Origin of the sequence: Streptomyces sp. NPDC018947 (genome assembly GCF_044390505.1) — a bacterium.
Taxonomy (GTDB): Bacteria; Actinomycetota; Actinomycetes; order Streptomycetales; family Streptomycetaceae; genus Streptomyces.
Genome location: NZ_JBIRZD010000005.1, coordinates 228,409 through 244,092, shown reverse-complemented (window position 1 = coordinate 244,092; position 15,684 = coordinate 228,409). Strand labels below are relative to the sequence as shown.

Annotated in this window: 9 protein-coding genes and 1 pseudogene; 6 read left to right on the top strand and 4 right to left on the bottom strand. The window is 73.2% G+C overall.

Annotated features, from left to right (window positions below):
• Positions 1-161 precede the first annotated feature (161 nt).
• Positions 162-623: a VOC family protein gene (locus tag ACH499_RS12915; RefSeq protein WP_399015404.1), complete on the bottom strand. Its 462-nt coding sequence runs from the start codon at positions 621-623 to the stop codon at positions 162-164.
• Between the two features lie 178 nt (positions 624-801).
• Between ACH499_RS12915 and ACH499_RS12910 the strand changes: the two genes are divergently transcribed.
• Positions 802-1,236, top strand: coding sequence for a hypothetical protein (locus tag ACH499_RS12910; RefSeq protein WP_399015402.1), 435 nt, complete (start codon positions 802-804; stop codon positions 1,234-1,236).
• A 139-nt stretch (positions 1,237-1,375) separates the two neighbouring features.
• Positions 1,376-3,799, top strand: coding sequence for a beta-N-acetylglucosaminidase domain-containing protein (locus tag ACH499_RS12905; RefSeq protein ID WP_399015400.1), 2,424 nt, complete (start codon positions 1,376-1,378; stop codon positions 3,797-3,799).
• Positions 3,800-4,051: 252 nt separating this feature from the next.
• Here the strand turns inward: ACH499_RS12905 and ACH499_RS12900 are convergent, their stop codons facing one another.
• Positions 4,052-5,521, bottom strand: coding sequence for a PHB depolymerase family esterase (locus ACH499_RS12900; RefSeq protein WP_399015398.1), 1,470 nt, complete (start codon positions 5,519-5,521; stop codon positions 4,052-4,054).
• 1,461 nt (positions 5,522-6,982) lie between these two features.
• On the opposite strand from ACH499_RS12900, the gene ACH499_RS12895 reads away from it, so the two are divergent.
• The 4 genes and pseudogenes from ACH499_RS12895 to ACH499_RS12880 all read left to right on the top strand — a co-directional run.
• The gene (locus tag ACH499_RS12895) at positions 6,983-7,834 is read left to right on the top strand and encodes a helix-turn-helix transcriptional regulator (RefSeq protein ID WP_356205554.1); all 852 of its coding nucleotides are present in this window, start codon (positions 6,983-6,985) and stop codon (positions 7,832-7,834) included.
• Positions 7,827-8,822, top strand: coding sequence for a transcriptional regulator (locus ACH499_RS12890; RefSeq protein ID WP_399015396.1), 996 nt, complete (start codon positions 7,827-7,829; stop codon positions 8,820-8,822). Before ACH499_RS12895 ends, ACH499_RS12890 begins: the two co-directional genes overlap by 8 nt.
• 886 nt (positions 8,823-9,708) lie before the next feature.
• Positions 9,709-10,632: an ACP S-malonyltransferase gene (locus tag ACH499_RS12885; RefSeq protein WP_356205556.1), complete on the top strand. Its 924-nt coding sequence runs from the start codon at positions 9,709-9,711 to the stop codon at positions 10,630-10,632.
• A 35-nt stretch (positions 10,633-10,667) separates the two neighbouring features.
• Positions 10,668-11,450, top strand: a pseudogene (locus tag ACH499_RS12880) (IclR family transcriptional regulator); the annotation flags it as partial.
• 106 nt (positions 11,451-11,556) lie between these two features.
• On the opposite strand, the gene ACH499_RS12875 reads toward ACH499_RS12880, so the two are convergent.
• Together ACH499_RS12875 and ACH499_RS12870 are read right to left on the bottom strand one after the other, a co-directional pair.
• Positions 11,557-13,545: an ABC1 kinase family protein gene (locus ACH499_RS12875; protein ID WP_399015394.1), complete on the bottom strand. Its 1,989-nt coding sequence runs from the start codon at positions 13,543-13,545 to the stop codon at positions 11,557-11,559.
• On the bottom strand, positions 13,542-15,653 hold the full coding sequence (locus ACH499_RS12870; protein ID WP_356205558.1) for an MMPL family transporter: 2,112 nt from the start codon (positions 15,651-15,653) through the stop codon (positions 13,542-13,544). Before ACH499_RS12870 ends, ACH499_RS12875 begins: the two co-directional genes overlap by 4 nt.
• Between the last annotated feature and the right edge of the window lie 31 nt (positions 15,654-15,684).

Below are 15,684 nucleotides of genomic sequence, written 5' to 3'. Positions count from 1 at the left end.
CGGTGGATCGGCGGCGGATCGGTGAGCGGTGCGGAGGGTCACGGGGCGGCACGGCGGGCGTCCATTCTGGCACGCGGGGCGCTCCCCGCCCGGTGGCCCCGGCCCGGCAGCGAGGCCCCGGGGGCGGGCCGCCGGTGACCGGCCGACCCGCCCCCGGCCCCTCAGTCCAGGCAGAACTCGTTGCCCTCCGGGTCGGCCATCACGAGGAACCCGGTGCTCATCGGGGGGTCCGGCTCGAAGCGGCGCACCCGCGTCGCCCCCAGCGCGACGAGCCGTTCGCACTCGGCCTCCAGCGCCGCCATCCGCTCCTCGCCCCGGAGTCCGGGCGCCGCGCGGACGTCGAGGTGGACGCGGTTCTTGGCGGTCTTGCCCTCCGGCACCCGCTGGAAGAACAGCCGCGGCCCCCGCCCCTCGGGGTCCTCGATCGCGGACCTGCCGTTGCGCTCCTCCTCCGGCACGCCGATCCGCTCCAGGAACTCGTCCCACGCGGCGAGCGGATCGGCCCCCTCGGGCAGGTCGACCCCGGGCGGGCCAGGGTGGACGTAGCCCATGACGTCGCGCCAGAAGCTCGACAGCGCCCGCGGGTCATGGGCGTCGAAGGTGATCTGGAGGTGGCGGCTCATCGGGTCTCTCCGTTCGCAGCGGGTCCGTGCGGATCGTGGCGTGAACCACTGTGGCATCCGTCGCGGTCAGGATCGGTCCGCGATCGCCCGGGTGCGCCGGAGCCCGGCCCGCGTGCCCCGATCACCGGGCCACGGCGCAGAATACTCACCGGGGCGATCAGGAGGAGAGGACACGACGATGCACGCGACGTCGGCGGCCGTGGCAGGCGCCGTGACCTTCCTCTGGCTCGGCATGGTGCTGGCCATCTCCTTCCTGGAGGCGCCGCTGAAGTTCCGCGCCCCGGGCGTGACCATCCCGCTCGGACTCGGCATCGGCCGGCTGGTCTTCCGCGCCCTCAACCTCGCGGAGACCGTGCTCGCGGTCGTCCTGATCGCCGTGGTCGCCACGGGCGGCCCCTCCACCGCCGTCCTCGTGCTCACCGCGGTCGCCGCGGCCGTGCTCGCCGTCCAGCTCACCGCCGTACGCCCCCGTCTGAACCGCCGTTCCGACGCCGTCCTGGCCGGCGAGGACCCGGCGCTGCACCGCTCCCGCGCCCATCTCCACTACGTCGCGCTGGAGATCGTGAAGGTCCTGGCGCTGATCGCGCTGGGGTGCACCGTCCTGGCCCGCTAGCGGCGTCCGGCGCGTTGGCCAGAGTAAAGGCGATGGACACAGAGGTCTAGACCCCATACGTCTTACGGTCGCGCGGCTCGCCCCCTCATCATCAGGGGGACAAGCCCAGTTGATGGTCCAGACCATGTGTGGAGATCTCATGGGAAGACGCGCGAACACCCTCGCGGCGGCAGGTGTGTGCTTCGCACTCGCAAGCGCCATGACCGTACAGGCGGTGCCGGTCGCCGCCTCGGCGCAGGCCGCTCCCCCGACGGCGGCCGGTGCGCCCGGGACCTCGGCCGTGCCGCCGGTCTCGCCCACCCCGCAGTCCCTCACCCGCGCAGGCCGCGACGCCGCGGTCACCGGCCGGGTGCTCGTCGTGGCCGGGGAGGACACGGACGCCGCCGCCCGGTCCCGCCTCGTCGAGGAGCTGAAGGCGCACGGCGCCGACCGGGTCGACGTCGTCGGCCCCGGGAAGGTCCCCGCGGCCGCCGCCGGGCTGCTCACCGTGCGGCTCGGCGGGGCCACGCGGCCCGACGTCGCGGCCGGCCTCGGCGACACGGCCGTGCCCGACCACGCCGAGGGCTACGCGCTGCGCGTCTCGGCGGACCCGCAGGGTCCCCGGATCACGCTCGGCGGCAAGGACGCGGCGGGCCAGTTCTACGCCGTGCAGACCCTGCGCCAGCTCTTCGTCCACGCGGACCCGGACGGCTGGAGCGTGCCCGGCGTCGAGATCAGCGACTTCCCGTCGATGCCGCTGCGGGGCACGATCGAGGGCTTCTACGGGCAGCCGTGGACGCACGCGGAACGCCTCGACCAGATGGACTTCTACGGGGACGTCAAGGCCAACACCTACGTGTACGCCCCCAAGGACGACCCGTACCACCGCGGCAAGTGGCGCGAGCCCTACCCCGCCGACAAACTCGCGGAACTGGGCGAACTGGTGCGGCGGGCCACCGCGAACCACGTCCGCTTCACCTTCGCCGTCTCCCCCGGCGAGTCGATCTGCTACTCCGACCCCGCCGACCGCGAGGCGCTCAAGGCCAAGCTGCGGGCGCTGTACGACCTGGGGACCCGCGCCTTCTCCATCCCGCTCGACGACATCAGCTACACGCGCTGGAACTGCGAGGGCGACCGCGCGGCCTTCGGCGCACCCGGCCGCGAGGCCGCCGCGCGGGCCCAGGTCGACCTGCTCAACGACGTGCAGCGCACCTTCGTCGCCACGCACGAGGGCACCCGGCCGCTCCAGATGGTGCCCACCGAGTACGGCGACCTCACCGACACCGCGTACAAGCGGACCATGCGGGACACCCTTGACCCGGCGGTGGTGGTGATGTGGACCGGCACCGACGTCGTACCGCCGAGGATCACCAACGCCGAGGCCGGCCAGGTGTCCGAGCTGTTCGGGCGCAAGGTGTTCGTGTGGGACAACTATCCCGTCAACGACTTCGGCAACACCAGCGGCCGGCTGCTGCTCGCGCCGTACGACAAACGCGAGGCCGGGCTGTCCGCGCACCTGTCGGGCATCGTCGCCAACCCCATGAACCAGCCCTACGCCAGCAAGGTCGCCGTCTTCGGCACCGCCGACTTCACGTGGAACGACGCCGCCTACGACGCGCGGGCGAACTGGCCGCGGGCCATGGCGTACCTCGCCGGCGGTGACCGCGAGGCCACCGACGCCCTGCTCGTCTTCGGCGACCTGGAACACCTCGCCCCGACCTTCGGCGCCACGCCCTGGCAGCCGCAGGCGCCCGAACTGGCCGCGCGCGTCGAGCGGTTCTGGACGGCGTGGGACGCGGGCGACCGGGCCGGTGCCCTCAAGGACCTGCGCCCGTACGCGACCGCCGTCGAGGGGGCGCCGGCCACCATCCGCGCGGGCGCGGTGGAGAAGGGCTTCACGGCCGACGCCGGTCCCTGGCTGGACGCCACCGAACTGTGGGGGCGGGCGATGGTGAGGATGCTCGACGCCCTCGCGGCGCGGCAGTCCGGCGACGCGGAGACCGCCGCCCGGCTGCTGGCGGAGTCGGACGACCTCCAGCGGCGGGCCCGCGCCGTGCGGGTCGATCCGCCGCGCAACACCTGGGGCTCGGTACAGCCCAAGGTCGGCGACGGTGTGCTCGACTCGTTCCTCGTCCAGGCGGGCGTCCGGCTGCAGTTGTGGGACACCGCGGGCGGCGGGGAGAACCTGGCCCTCAAGGGCACGGCGTCCGCGTCCAGCGTGGAGCAGAACCTCGACCGGCTGGCCCCGCGGTACGTCAACGACGGTCTGATGGGCACCCGTTGGGCGTCGGGGTACTCGGACGACGAGTGGGTGCAGATCGAGCTGGCCGCGCCCGCGAGGGTCGCGGCGGTCACCCTCGCCTGGGAGAGCGCCTGCGCGAAGCAGTACACCGTGCAGACCTCCCCGGACGGCGTCGCCTGGACCACCGTGTCCACCCAGCGCCCGGAGACCTGCGGCAACGACGTCGTCCGGCTCCCCGCCGCCGAGGCCGTGCGGTACGTCCGCATGCAGGGCGTCGAGCGGAGGACCACGTGGGGCTACTCGATCCACGAGCTGGCCGTCTACGGAGCGCCCGCGTCCTGACCCGCGGCGCGGGCGGCTGACACCGGTCCGCCGTGGCCCGCCGCGCGGGAGGCCGCACCTCCCGCGCGACGGGCGGGGTCGGCGGGCGCGGCTCCTCCTCGCAGCCGCCCGCGAGGCGGGGATGCGCGAAAAGGGGCGCCGGTGTGATCACCGGCGCCCCTTTTTCCTTTCCGCGCGTCTTCCGGACTTGTTTTCCTGAGAGGCCGTCAGCCCCTTTCGGTGAATAGCCGTCGGCCCGCCCGGCGCAGGGGTTCAGCAGCCGGAGTCGGCGATGACGTAGTGGCCGGGCGACGTCTGCTTCAGGGTGTGGGTGACGAACACGTTGTACAGACCCATGTTCTCGTCCGACCCGTTGGCGTAGGTGAGACCGCCGCTGGTGTGGGCCCGGCCCTCGGCGACGTGCGTGTAATTGTCGGCCGTCGTGCAGGACGGGGTGTGGCCGGTGGTGGTCACCGTGAGCGGTGGCGACATCTGTCCGGTCGTGCCGTCGGCGGCCACGGCGGCGACCGAGTAGGTGTACGAAGTCCCCGGGAGCAGGCCCGTGTCGGTGAACGAGGTGCCGGCGGGAGCCCCGGCCGGGGTGCCGTCGCGGTGGACCCGGTAGGCGGTGGCGCCCTCCACCGGCGACCAGCTCAGCGCGACCGAGGTGTCGCTCGTCGCGCCCGCCGCCAGACCCGAGGGCGCGGGCAGCTTCTCGCCGCCCTCACCGGGGCCGGCGTCCACGTCGAGGCCCCAGAAACGGGCCGTGTGGCGGCTGGAGCAGATGCTGTCGAGGAAGTACGCGGCCGTGGATCCGCACTGCTGGTCGCCGGTGCCCGGGTCGACGGCGAGTCCGTGGCCCATGCCACCGATCTGGTAGAGCTGCACGGCGGGCCTGCCGGAGGCGTCGTCGTAGTCGGTCAGGGTGGTGTTGCCGGGCAGCGTGACGGTGCTCGACGGGGTGGGGGAGATGCCGTGGACGTCGGTCCACTGGTCGCGCAGCTCGGTGGCGTTGACGGGCTGGACCGTGTAGTCCGACGTGCCCTGCCAGATCGCCACGCGCGGCCACGGTCCCGGGTAACCGGGGTACTGGGCACGGACCTTGTCGCCCCACTGGGCCGGGGTGAGGTTCACGCTTCCGGACTGGCAGCGCGACGCGCCCGCCTGGCTGGTCGCGCACTGGGCCGGCAGGCCCGAGGCGACGGAGCCACCCGCGAACACGTCCGGGTAGGCGGCCAGCAGGTTCGCCGTCATGCCGCCGCCCGCCGACAGGCCGGTGACGAACACCCGGTCCGCGTCCGAGCCGTACCGCGTCCGGGCTTCGGCGACCATCTGCGCGACGGACTCGGCCTCGCCCCTGCCGCGCGTGGAGTCGGCGGGGTCGAACCAGGTGAAGCAGGAGAGCGCGTTGTTGGCGGGGCCTGTCTGCGGGTACACGACGGCGAATCCGTAGGCGTCGGCCAGTTCCGCCCATCCGCTGTGGGCGTGGTAGTCGGCGGCACTCTGGGTGCAGCCGTGCAACGCGACCACGAGCGGGGCGCCCGAGGGCAGCCCGGCCGGGACGTAGCTGAACATGGACAGGTTGCCGGGGTTGGAGCCGAAGCCGGTGACCTGGGTCAGTCCGCCCGCGGCGGAGACCGGCTGGGCGAGCAGGACGGTGCCCGCGGTCGCGGTGAGCAGGCCGGACAGGACGATGTGCCCGATCCGGCGCGCGAGGCGGCCGAGGAGGGTGGGGCGGCGCACGGGGTACCTCCGGGACGTGGGGGGACGGGACGGTCGTGCGGGCCGGGGCTCCCCGTCCGGCGTGCGCCGGGCCGGTGCGGCGGGCCCGGCCAGGACGAAGGGCCCTGACGCGGCGGGCCGTCGGACGGGGCGACCGCCCACCCGCCGTTCGGGCACCGTAGGGGCAGGACACGGGGCGCCGACATGTGGACGCACTCCATCCGGCGCCCGGCGATGTGTGGGTACGGCCCGTTGCCGACGGCCCACCGGTTCGTACCGGGTGACGACGACGCCCGCCACAGGTTCAGACCACCGCGGGCAGGGCCTATAGCGGCCCACCGACCTTCACAGGATCTCCTCATGCGTCCCGGTCGAGAGGCGGCCCGTAAGACTCGCCCGCGCCGGCCGGTCGGTCAGGGTTATCCCTGCCGGGATTCTCGCGTCGGCCCGGCCCGGCGCCCCCGGAGAGCCGCGCCGCGGACTCCGGCGAGGACGCCGGGAAGTCCTGGTCGGACCGCGGGAAGGGCATCGATGTTACTCGTGGGAACTCTCCATGGAAGGACTGACTAAGTTATTCAAAATTAAACGTAAATGTCACCGACAGTGATTCGCGCGGCGAACTGAATCCGCGCTCCATTTATCCATACCGGTAAGTAACTTTCCTGTGCCCGACTCCCCTTCACCGCGGGCCCGGAACCGCCGCAGGCCGACGACCAGGCGTCCTCCGGCACGACGCACACCCGGGCGGCGGCGCGGCCGGGCCGTTCATGGCCGGATCCTCCCCGGCGCCCCGACGGCGCCCAGGCGCCCCGGGGCGCCCACCCGCACGGGAAGCCGCCCCGCGACCCGACCTCCTCCCTCACCTTGGACGACGGTGCGCTCCTGGCCGGTTCCGCACGGGCGCGGGACGCGCGTCACCCCCCGAAACGCCGGGCCGGCCACGCTCCGGAGCGGCGCATGTTGACAGTAAGTGGACAGCGACACACCGTGCGCGCGACTGGCTGTCACCGCCCGGATGCGATAAGTGGCCGACGCCGGGGTCGGTTCCGTGACGACCGACAGAATTGCTGCAACTTACTGACAGCCCGGCCGGATGTTTCGGGCGCATTGCCTGGCGAGGCGCTTGCCAGGGGTGGGACTTTACCTGGACTATGCCAACGCCCCGACGTTGACTGGCTCGCAGCCAGCCCATAATGTCTGAGCTTCGAAGCCGAGCGGACTCGGCCCCTCCGGAGCCCTGTCCGCCGCGTCGTGAACCGCTTTACCACGGCAGGTGAATTGACGATGAATGGGTGCTTTTCGGGCGAAGTTCTACAGCAGCAGATCCCAGCACCCATTCTGGCAGGAATACAATTCCTGCCATCGAGTTCGATAATTCAATCCTCGACCGGGGCGAGGATATATCGCTGAGCATTACGGGGAATGATCGGTGTAATGAATACTTCCACGTTGAAAACCCATGGTGAAGACGTTGTGCCGGTCATGCTCGGCGCCCCTTCACCGGGCGGGCCGACCGGCGACACCGTCGACAGCGCCGACGGCATCAACAGGATGGAAAGCGCACTGCTCCAGGCACGCGCTCTGATCGAATCGACGATGACGCTCCACCGGACCAGGCCGGTCCGCGAATCCCTCGTTCTGCGCGCCGACGACGCCGACATCGGCAGCACGGTCGCCCGGCTCGTCGGACTGGCCCGCCACTCCGTCTCCGTGTCGCTGGCCGGCGGCGAGAACGTGGCCGCCGTGTTCGAGGCACTCGCCGCCCACGCGTCGCCGTCCGGCGGCCGGGCGTCGCGCGGTGGGCCGACCGTCCGGCTGCTGTGCTCGCCGCAGGCGGTGAACCACTGCCGGCCGAGCGCCGAGGCCTTCCGGGACACCCGGTGCGAGATCCGGGTCGACGAGGGGGAACTGCGCGGCATGCTGATCGTCGACAGCCGGGTGGCCCTCATGCCGGCCGCCCCCGGCAAGCCCGGGGCGGCGATCATCAAGGACACCGCGTCGGCACGCGTACTGGACCTGATGTTCGCCGGTTCCTGGGCCAACGCCCGCTCGCTCGCCGAGTACGAACGCACCAGCGCGCGGATGCGGACCGAGTCGGTACGACGCATCCTCGAGCAGTTGTGCGAGGGCCGCACCGACGAGGTGGCGGCCCGCGAGCTCCAGGTGTCCCTGCGCACCTACCGCCGTCACGTCGCCGAGATCATGCAGGCGCTGGGGGCCAACTCCCGCTTCCAGGCCGGTGTCAGGGCCGTCGAGATGGCACTGCTCCCGCAGCGCACCTGCGCCACCGCCTCCGCCGGAGCCTCCCACGGGGGGTCGCGGCGCGATGGCTGACCACCCTCCCGCAGGACGGCCGCGGCGCGCGGCGGCGAAGGACCTCCCGGGCCAGGAGGAGGACACCGGGCACCCCGGCGATCAGCCGGCGGACGACCTGGAGCAGACGCTCATGGAGGTCCGCCGGCTGATCGAGGCGACCGTCGCCAAGCACCGCGACCGCGTCGTGCGCGACTCGCTGATCACCAACGTCGGGGCGTGCGGCGCGGAGGTGGCGGCGGCCGCCCTCCGGCTCGTCGCCGAGGCCGAGCGCACCATCGACATCGTGCTGGCCGACGCGGAGCACGTCGAGGCGATCAACTCCGTGTACTGGGAGCTGGAGACGAGCCGGAAGGACGTCCGGCTGCGGCTGCTGTGCACCCAGGCGATGCTCGACGACGGCGTGGTCCAGCCGCACATGCTGAAGAACCTTCCGTACGAGGTGCGGGTGGCCCGCGTGCCGATGCTCCAGGTGATGCTCGTCGACGGCGCGGCCGCCCTGGTGACCTCGCAGGCGGTCATCGGGCGCCAGGGCTCGGTGATCCGCGTCGCCACCGTGGTCGGCACGCTGGGCACCCTCTTCGACGGGCTCTGGCGCCACGCGGTCCCGGTCGAGGAGCGGATCGACTTCGGTGATCCCGACCGCGCCGACGTGGCCCGGCAGATCCTGAGCCGCCTGCAGATGGGCATCACCGACGAGGTCGCCGCGCGTGAACTCTCCGTCTCGGTGCGCACCTACCGCCGCTACGTCGCGGAGATCATGGCGCTGCTCGGGGCGAGTTCACGCTTCCAGGCCGGGGTACGGGCGGCCGAGCTGGGACTGCTGCCCAAGAGCCGCAAGAGCTCCGGGCCGCCGTCGGCCGCACCGGCGCAGGACGCGGCCGGGCCGGCCCCCCGGCGCGGCGCACGCCGGCCGGAGGCGCCCAACCAGCAGACGCTGCGGGACTTACGGGACACGGGAGGCCCGCCGCCCCGCGACGGCGGGCCCGGACCTGGCAGCTTCCTGTAGCCGTCGTTGCACCCGCCCGCCGGAGCCCGTTAGACAGGGATCACACGAACGGCCGCCGCGCTCCGCGGACGGCCGGACGCCCCGACCCGAGAGCTCCGGCGGCCTACACATCCCCCGCGCCGCCGGTGATCCGGTGCGCCGCGGGCCATGGGGACCCCCGCCCCTGGCCCGCGGCGCTCCGACGCGCGGGGGCCTGTCATCCCGAGATCCGGCCCGGGCCGGGTGCAGGCCCCCCGTTTTCCGCCGGCCCCGCGGGGAAGGTGTTGGACGCGGCGGTGTCCCGCCCGGCAGCCGCGACGTCTCCTCCTCCGCCCTGCATCTTGCTGCCACGCACGCCGGCCCGTCGGCGGGCCTCGGCGGAAACCTCGTCCTGGACCACGCCGCACACGTGGAGCAGACCCTGCTCCGGGCCCGCGCCCTGATCGGGCCACCGCCTCCCCGCACCGCGAACGCCGGGCAGCGGCCTGTGGCGGGACGCACCTGGACACCGAGGTGACCGCCGACTCCCTATAGCGGCTCGTACGTGCGCGCGGCGCTCGCGTGAACCGACCGTCCCAGGACGGCCGTACCGGCGCCGCGTCGCCGAGAGCACGGCGCTGCTCGGTGCGGGCTCCCGGTCCGGGCGGGGCCGCGGAGCCGGGGCCGCCGCCCGAGCGGCACGGCACCAACCGCCCGCGCGGGGCGGGCCGCAGCTTCCTGTAACGCGCGTTGCCCCGGCGGGGGCCGCGCAGTTCGATGGTTCCCGGGCTACGGGTGCGTCGTCACCGGACGCCTCCCGTCGCCGGAGGCCTCCCCCGTAGCCACCGGTCGCGGGGGCCCTGTACCCGGCCGGTCCGGTACGGGGCCCCCGCGCTCCGGACGAAGTCCTTTGCGGAAGGTGTTATCCATGGGTGGGCGACCGATCGGTCTGGTGTTTCCCGGTCAGGGAACGCAGCGGCAGGCAATGGGCGCGCCCTGGCGGGACACCCCGTCGTGGGGGATCACCGCGGAGATCTCCGAGGCCGCGGGAGAGGACGTCGCCGATCTGCTGCTCCACGCGCCGGCGGAGCGGCTCCGGCGCACGGACCTGGCGCAGTTGTCGGTGTTCTCCGTCGCGATGATCGCCCATGCGGAGGCCGTACGCCGTGGGGCCTTCGACGGGCCCGTGGTGGCCTGCGCGGGACACAGTCTGGGTGAGTACGCCGCCCTGACCGCGGCCGGGGCGTTCACCCTGTCCGCGGCGGCGGCCCTCGTCGCCGCGCGCGGGCGCGCCATGCGGGAGGCTGCCGCCGCCCGCGAAGGCACCATGGGCGTCCTGGTCGCCGCCCCGCTGGAGAGCGTGGAGCAACTGGTGGGCAGCGTGCGGGAGGAGGGCGGGGACGTGTGGGTCGCCAACGTCAACGCCCCCGGTCAGACCGTGGTCTCGGGCTCGTCCGAGGCGGTCGCGCGGGTCGCGGACGGTGCCGGCGGGATCGGCGCCAAGTTCATCCGCCTGCAGGTCGGGGGCGCGTTCCACAGCCCGTACATGGCTCCCGCCGCACAGTCCCTCGCGGCCGCGCTGAAGGACACGGCGTCGGCCCCCCGGCATCTGCCGGTGGTGGCCAACGTGGACGCCCGGCCGTACGACGGCGACTGCGGGTGGACGGAGCTCGGCACCCGCCAGCTCACCTCACCGGTGCTGTGGGAGGAGAGCGTGCGGACGCTCACGGGCACGCTGGGCTGCGGCCGGCTGATCGAACTCGGGCCCGGGCGGACCCTGGCGGGGCTGATCCGCCGTATCGACCCGGACGTCGAGGTGGTCTCCGTGGACGGCCCGGCCGCCCTGGGATGACGACGGCCCGCGCGATCGGAAGAGACCGGGACACCATGGCACCTGCTCCCCACGGCACCGGGCCGCTCACGGCGGCGGGCCCCGTGCCGGCGACCGCGCCACGGGAGTGGAGCAGCGGTATCGGCGTGCTCGACAAGGCGTCCGCCCTGCTGGAGATCGTGGAGCAGGCGCCGGCACCCCTGAGCGAACTGGTCTCCCGCAGCGGGCTGTCCCGGCCCACCGTGCACCGGATCGCCGTGGCACTGGAACGCCTCGGGATGCTGACCCGGGACTTCCACGGGCGGTTCGTGCTCGGTCCGCGGCTCGGCAGCATGTCGGTCGAGGCGCGCCACGACCGGCTGGCCCAGGCGTCGGGCCCGGTGCTGGCCGAACTCCACGAGCGCACGGGGCTGGACGCCCGGGTCCTGCGGCGGCGCGGCCGGACGCAGACCTGTGTGGCGACCTGTGCGGAGCGGGTCCTGGGGCCCGACGGCACCGAGCCGGTGCCGGTCGGCACGTCCCGGCCCGCCACCGCGGGCCCGGTCGCGCTGGTGCTGCTGGCCTGGGAGGAGCCGGAGGAGATCCACGCGGGGCTGCGCGGCGCCCGGTTCACCGCGGCGCACCTCGCCCAGGTGCGCCGCCGCGGCTGGGCGCGCGGGTCGGACGTCATGCTGCCGGGCGACATCGCCTACGCCGTGCCCGTGCGGTGCTGGGACGACCGGGTGATCGCCGCGCTGACGGTGTCGGGGCCGCCCGACCGGATGGACACGATCCCGGCCCGGTGGCTGGGCGCGACCGTGTTCGACTCGGCCGCCGCCCTGGCCGACGCCCTGGGCCGCGCCCACGCGGTGCCCTCCGGGAGACCGTCCGGGGGACGGCCCTTGCCCGCCGGCCCGGCCGCCCGACGGCCCGTGGCCGCGTCCCGGTTCCCGGGGCCTGGTCTCCTCAGCGCTGAGGTTTGGTGAGGGTGAAGAGCACGCGCAGCACCAGCACCGAGCTGATGAGCAGCAGGTTGTAGCCGAAGACGTCGAACAGCCGCAGCGAGTCTCCGACCCGCGGGCCGCCCCGGGTGGACAGCAGCAGCATGCCCAGCAGGCCGGTCAGTCCGCCGAGGAAGGTGAGCAGCACGTCCCGGACGATGTCGCGGACGAAGCGGCGGTCCCGTTCGTCCGCGAGCAACCGGACGTTGATGCCGAGCCTGCCCTGTTCCAGTGCGCTGCTGATGCGCTCGGCCCGGCGCGGCAGCCGGAGCAGCATGGGCAGCACGGCGGCCGCCTCGTCGGCCAGGGAGCGGGTGAGCTGCCGGGGGGAGAGCCTGCGGGCCAGCTCGGTGGAGGCGAAGACACGTGCCTCCTCGACGAGGTCGAAGCCCGGCACCAGCCGGGCCAGCGCGCCCTCCACCGTGGCGAGCGCGCGGAAGGCCGCGGCCACTTCGGGCGGTACGGTGAGACCGTACTGCGCCACGAGCAGGAACAGGTCGGAGAACATCTCGCGGCCCGGCGGCCCCGAGGAGGCGAGGTGACGTGCCGTGTACCGGCCCAGGGCGCGGGTGAACCGCTCCTCGTCGATCTCGTCGGGCCGCTCCACCAGGTCCAGCAGGGCGTCGGACAGTGCCCGGGGGTCGTTGCGGTCGATCGCCATGAGCAGCTCGCGCAGACTGGCGCGCAGCATCCGGTCGATCCGGCCCACCGAGCCGAAGTCCACCAGCCCGAGCCGCCCGTCGCTCAGGACCAGGACGTTGCCGGAGTGCGGGTCGGCGTGGAAGACTCCGCCGATCATGATCTGGCCCAGCAGACAGCCGAACAGGTCGCGGGCGAGCCGCTGACGGTCGAGGCCCCGTGCGTCGATGACGGGGCCGGCCCGGTTCAGGGTGACGCCGTCGAGCCATTCGACGACCAGCACGCGTTCGGTGCACAGCTCCTGATGGACCCGGGGCAGTACGACCCGCGGGGCGGCGGGCGGGTCCCCCTCGCCGGTTGCCTCCCGACCGTCGGTGCCGGCGAGCGCGGTGTTCGCGGCCACGGCGGCGGTGTTGCGGGCCTCGGTGCGGAAGTCCAGTTCCTCGTACAGCGAGTCGGCGAATCCCCGCACCAGCTCGCGGAAGCCGACCGTACGGCCCCAGGTGGTGCTCCGTTCGAGCATCTCGCCGATCCGGAACAGGATGTCGAGGTCTCGTTCGACCACCTGCCGTGCGCCGGGCCGCTGTACCTTGACGGCCACGGCGCGCCCGTCCCGCAGCCGGGCCCGGTGCACCTGGGCCATGGAGCCGGCCGCGAGCGGGTCGGTACAGAACTCCGCGAACACCTTGTCCGGCGGGGCGTCGAGCTCCTCGGCGAGGACGCGTTCGATGTCGGGCCAGGGTTCGGGAGCGACCTCGTGCTGCAGCGCACTGAGTTCGGCGGTGAACACGTCGGGCAGCAGGTCGTGCCGTGACGAGAGGACCTGGCCCAGTTTGACGAAGGTGGCTCCCGCCTCCTCCAGCGCCAGCCGCAGCGACCTGGCCAGGGCCGCCTGCTCCTGGGGGCTCGCGGTGCCGTGCCGGGAGCGGCCGGTCAGGAAGCGGCGCAGTCCGTGGCGTACGGCGATCCTGCTGAGACGGGTGTAGCGGCGGCTGCGCGCCAGCCTGCGCCGCAGGGCACCGGGCCAGCGCACCATTCCGCGCACGGGGCCGCCGCCCACCGCCGCCTCGGAGAGCACGAGGAAGATCATCGCGCCGAGCAGGGCCGCGCCCAGTTGCAGGGTCACCAGCGGAGTGCGGCTGGCCTGTGGGCCCATCGGTGTGCCGACCACGCCGGCGGCCAGCAGCCCGGCGACGCCCGTGAGCAGGGCCCGGGCCGCGCCGATGCGCAGCCCGAGCACCCTGCGGGCCAGTACGGCCATGATCACGGGGCCGAGCAGGGCTGTGGCCCCGGCGACCAGGAGGAAGCTGCTCACGTCCGGTTCGCTGCGACGGGTTCCCGCGTCGTGGGGTCGTCGTCGGCCTGCTCCGCGGGTTCGGTGCGGACGCGGCCGGGCCACCAGGTCCGGTGCCCGAGCAGCGTGGTCACTGCGGGTACCAGCAGCACGGCCATCACGAAGGCGGTGAGCAGGATGCCGAAGGCCACGGCGAAGCCCATCTGCCGGAGCATGGAGTTCTGGGCCAGCAGCAGGACACCGAAGGTGCCGGCGAGGATGACGGCCGCCGTGCCGACGGTGGACGTGGAGTGGGTGATGGCCTGGCGGACGGCCTGCGCCGGGCTGCTGCCGCGGCCGACCTCCTCGCGCAGCCGGGCCACCATGAGGATGTTGTAGTCGGTGCCGATGGCGACGACGAACAGGTAGACGATCACCGGCAGGGTGAAGGGCAGGCCCGCCTCGCCGGCGACGTTCTGGAAGAGCAGCACCGTGGCGCCCAGGGTGGCGGCGAAGCCGAGCCCGACCGCGACCATGAGGTACAGGGGCGCGACGACGCTGCGCAGCAGCAGGCCGAGGATCAGCATGATGGCCAGGCCGGCCGCCGGGAAGACGACGGAGTAGTCGCGGTTGGTGGCGTGCTGGATGTCCGCGAGGACGGCGGAGGTGCCGCCGACGAGGGCGCGGGTGCCGTCGGGTGCGGCCTCGTGCGCCGCGTCACGCAGCGGTCCGGCGAGCAGTTCGACGGCCCGGTCGCTGTCCGGCTTGTGCTCCAGCACCACACCGAACTTGGCGACGTCGCCCTTGGGTGCGAGTGCCGGCGGCATCACGCGTCCGAAGTCGGCGGCGGCCAGCTTCTCGCCGTAGGCGTCGAGGCCGGCCTTGTCCAGCTTGGCGCCGTCCTCGGCCTCCAGGAACACCCAGGTCGGGTCGGTCTGGCCGGCCGCGAAACCGCGCTCCAGTTCCTTCGCCGCCTGCACCGACTCGAGGTCCTTCGGCAGCGAACTGCTGCTGTCGAAAACGGTGTTGAGGTTGAGGAGACCCGCGGCGAGTACGGCGAGGACCCCGCCGGAGACGGCGGCGACCAGGCCGGGACGGCGGGCGGTGAGCGCGCCGGTCCGGGCCGCGAGCGTGTGCTTCGGTTCCCTGCTCCACGCCTTGGACGGCCAGAAGGCCTTGGTGCCCAGCAACGAGAAGACCGCCGGCACGAGAGTCAGCGCGGCGACCAGGGTGACGCCGACGGAAATGGCCAGCGCGGGGCCGAGGGCCTTCAGCATGCCGAGGCTGGACAGCAGCAGGGCGAGGAAGGCGACGACGACGGCGCCGGCGGCCGAGGCGATGGTCTCCCCGACCCGGGTGACGGCCTCGGTCATGGCCTCCTTCGGCTCCCGGCCCTTGCGCAGGAACTCGCGGTAGCGGAAGAGCAGGAACAGGAGGTAGTCGGTGCCGACCCCGAAGAGCACCACGATCAGAATCGAGCCGATCGAGGCGTCCGCCTGGAGTCCGCCGACCTCGGAGGCGATGGAGATCAGGCCGGTGGCGAGCACGAAGACGAGGGCAATCACGACGACCGGCAGGACCGCGATGAGCGGGCTGCGGAAGATGACGGCCAGCAGCACGATGAGCAGCACGAGCGTCGCCATCATGATCATGGCGTCGGTGTCGCCGGAGGACTCCTTGGTGTCCAGTGCCGTCGCGGCCGAGCCGGTGATGCCCATGTGCAGCGAGGTGCCCTTCAGGAGCGGTCCGGCCTCCTCCCGCATCTCGCCGACGGACTCCATCAGGGTCTCGTCGTACGGGTTGTCGGTCGTCGCCAGGATGCTGGCCAGGGCGATCTCACCGTTGTCGGAGACGGCTCGGGGGTCCGTCCGGACGGCGGCGACCTTCTCCAGGCCGGCCTTCTCCAGACCGGCGGCGACCTTCTTCACGTCCGCGAGGTCGGCGTCGGTGAGCCGGCCGTTGTCGGTGCGGCGGAAGACGATGACGGACGCCGGCTGGTCCTGCTCAGGAAACGCCCGCTGCTGGAGTTCCCCGGCCTGCACCGACTCGTAGTGGGAGGGCAGGAACTCGGCCTGGTCGCTGACCGGCTTCAGGGGCGGGGCCAGGGAGGCCACGCCTATCGCCGCGATCACCCACGCCAGTATGGTCAACCAGGGGTGTTTGACGGCGGACCGTCCGACC

Excerpts from the sequence above, each read along its gene's own strand:
- ACH499_RS12915 (WP_399015404.1), bottom strand. The coding sequence starts at position 623 with ATGAGCCGCCACCTCCAGATCACCTTCGACGCCCATGACCCGCGGGCG.
- ACH499_RS12910 (WP_399015402.1), top strand. The coding sequence starts at position 802 with ATGCACGCGACGTCGGCGGCCGTGGCAGGCGCCGTGACCTTCCTCTGG.
- ACH499_RS12905 (WP_399015400.1), top strand. The coding sequence starts at position 1,376 with ATGGGAAGACGCGCGAACACCCTCGCGGCGGCAGGTGTGTGCTTCGCA.
- ACH499_RS12895 (WP_356205554.1), top strand. The coding sequence starts at position 6,983 with ATGCTCGGCGCCCCTTCACCGGGCGGGCCGACCGGCGACACCGTCGAC.
- ACH499_RS12890 (WP_399015396.1), top strand. The coding sequence starts at position 7,827 with ATGGCTGACCACCCTCCCGCAGGACGGCCGCGGCGCGCGGCGGCGAAG.
- ACH499_RS12885 (WP_356205556.1), top strand. The coding sequence starts at position 9,709 with ATGGGTGGGCGACCGATCGGTCTGGTGTTTCCCGGTCAGGGAACGCAG.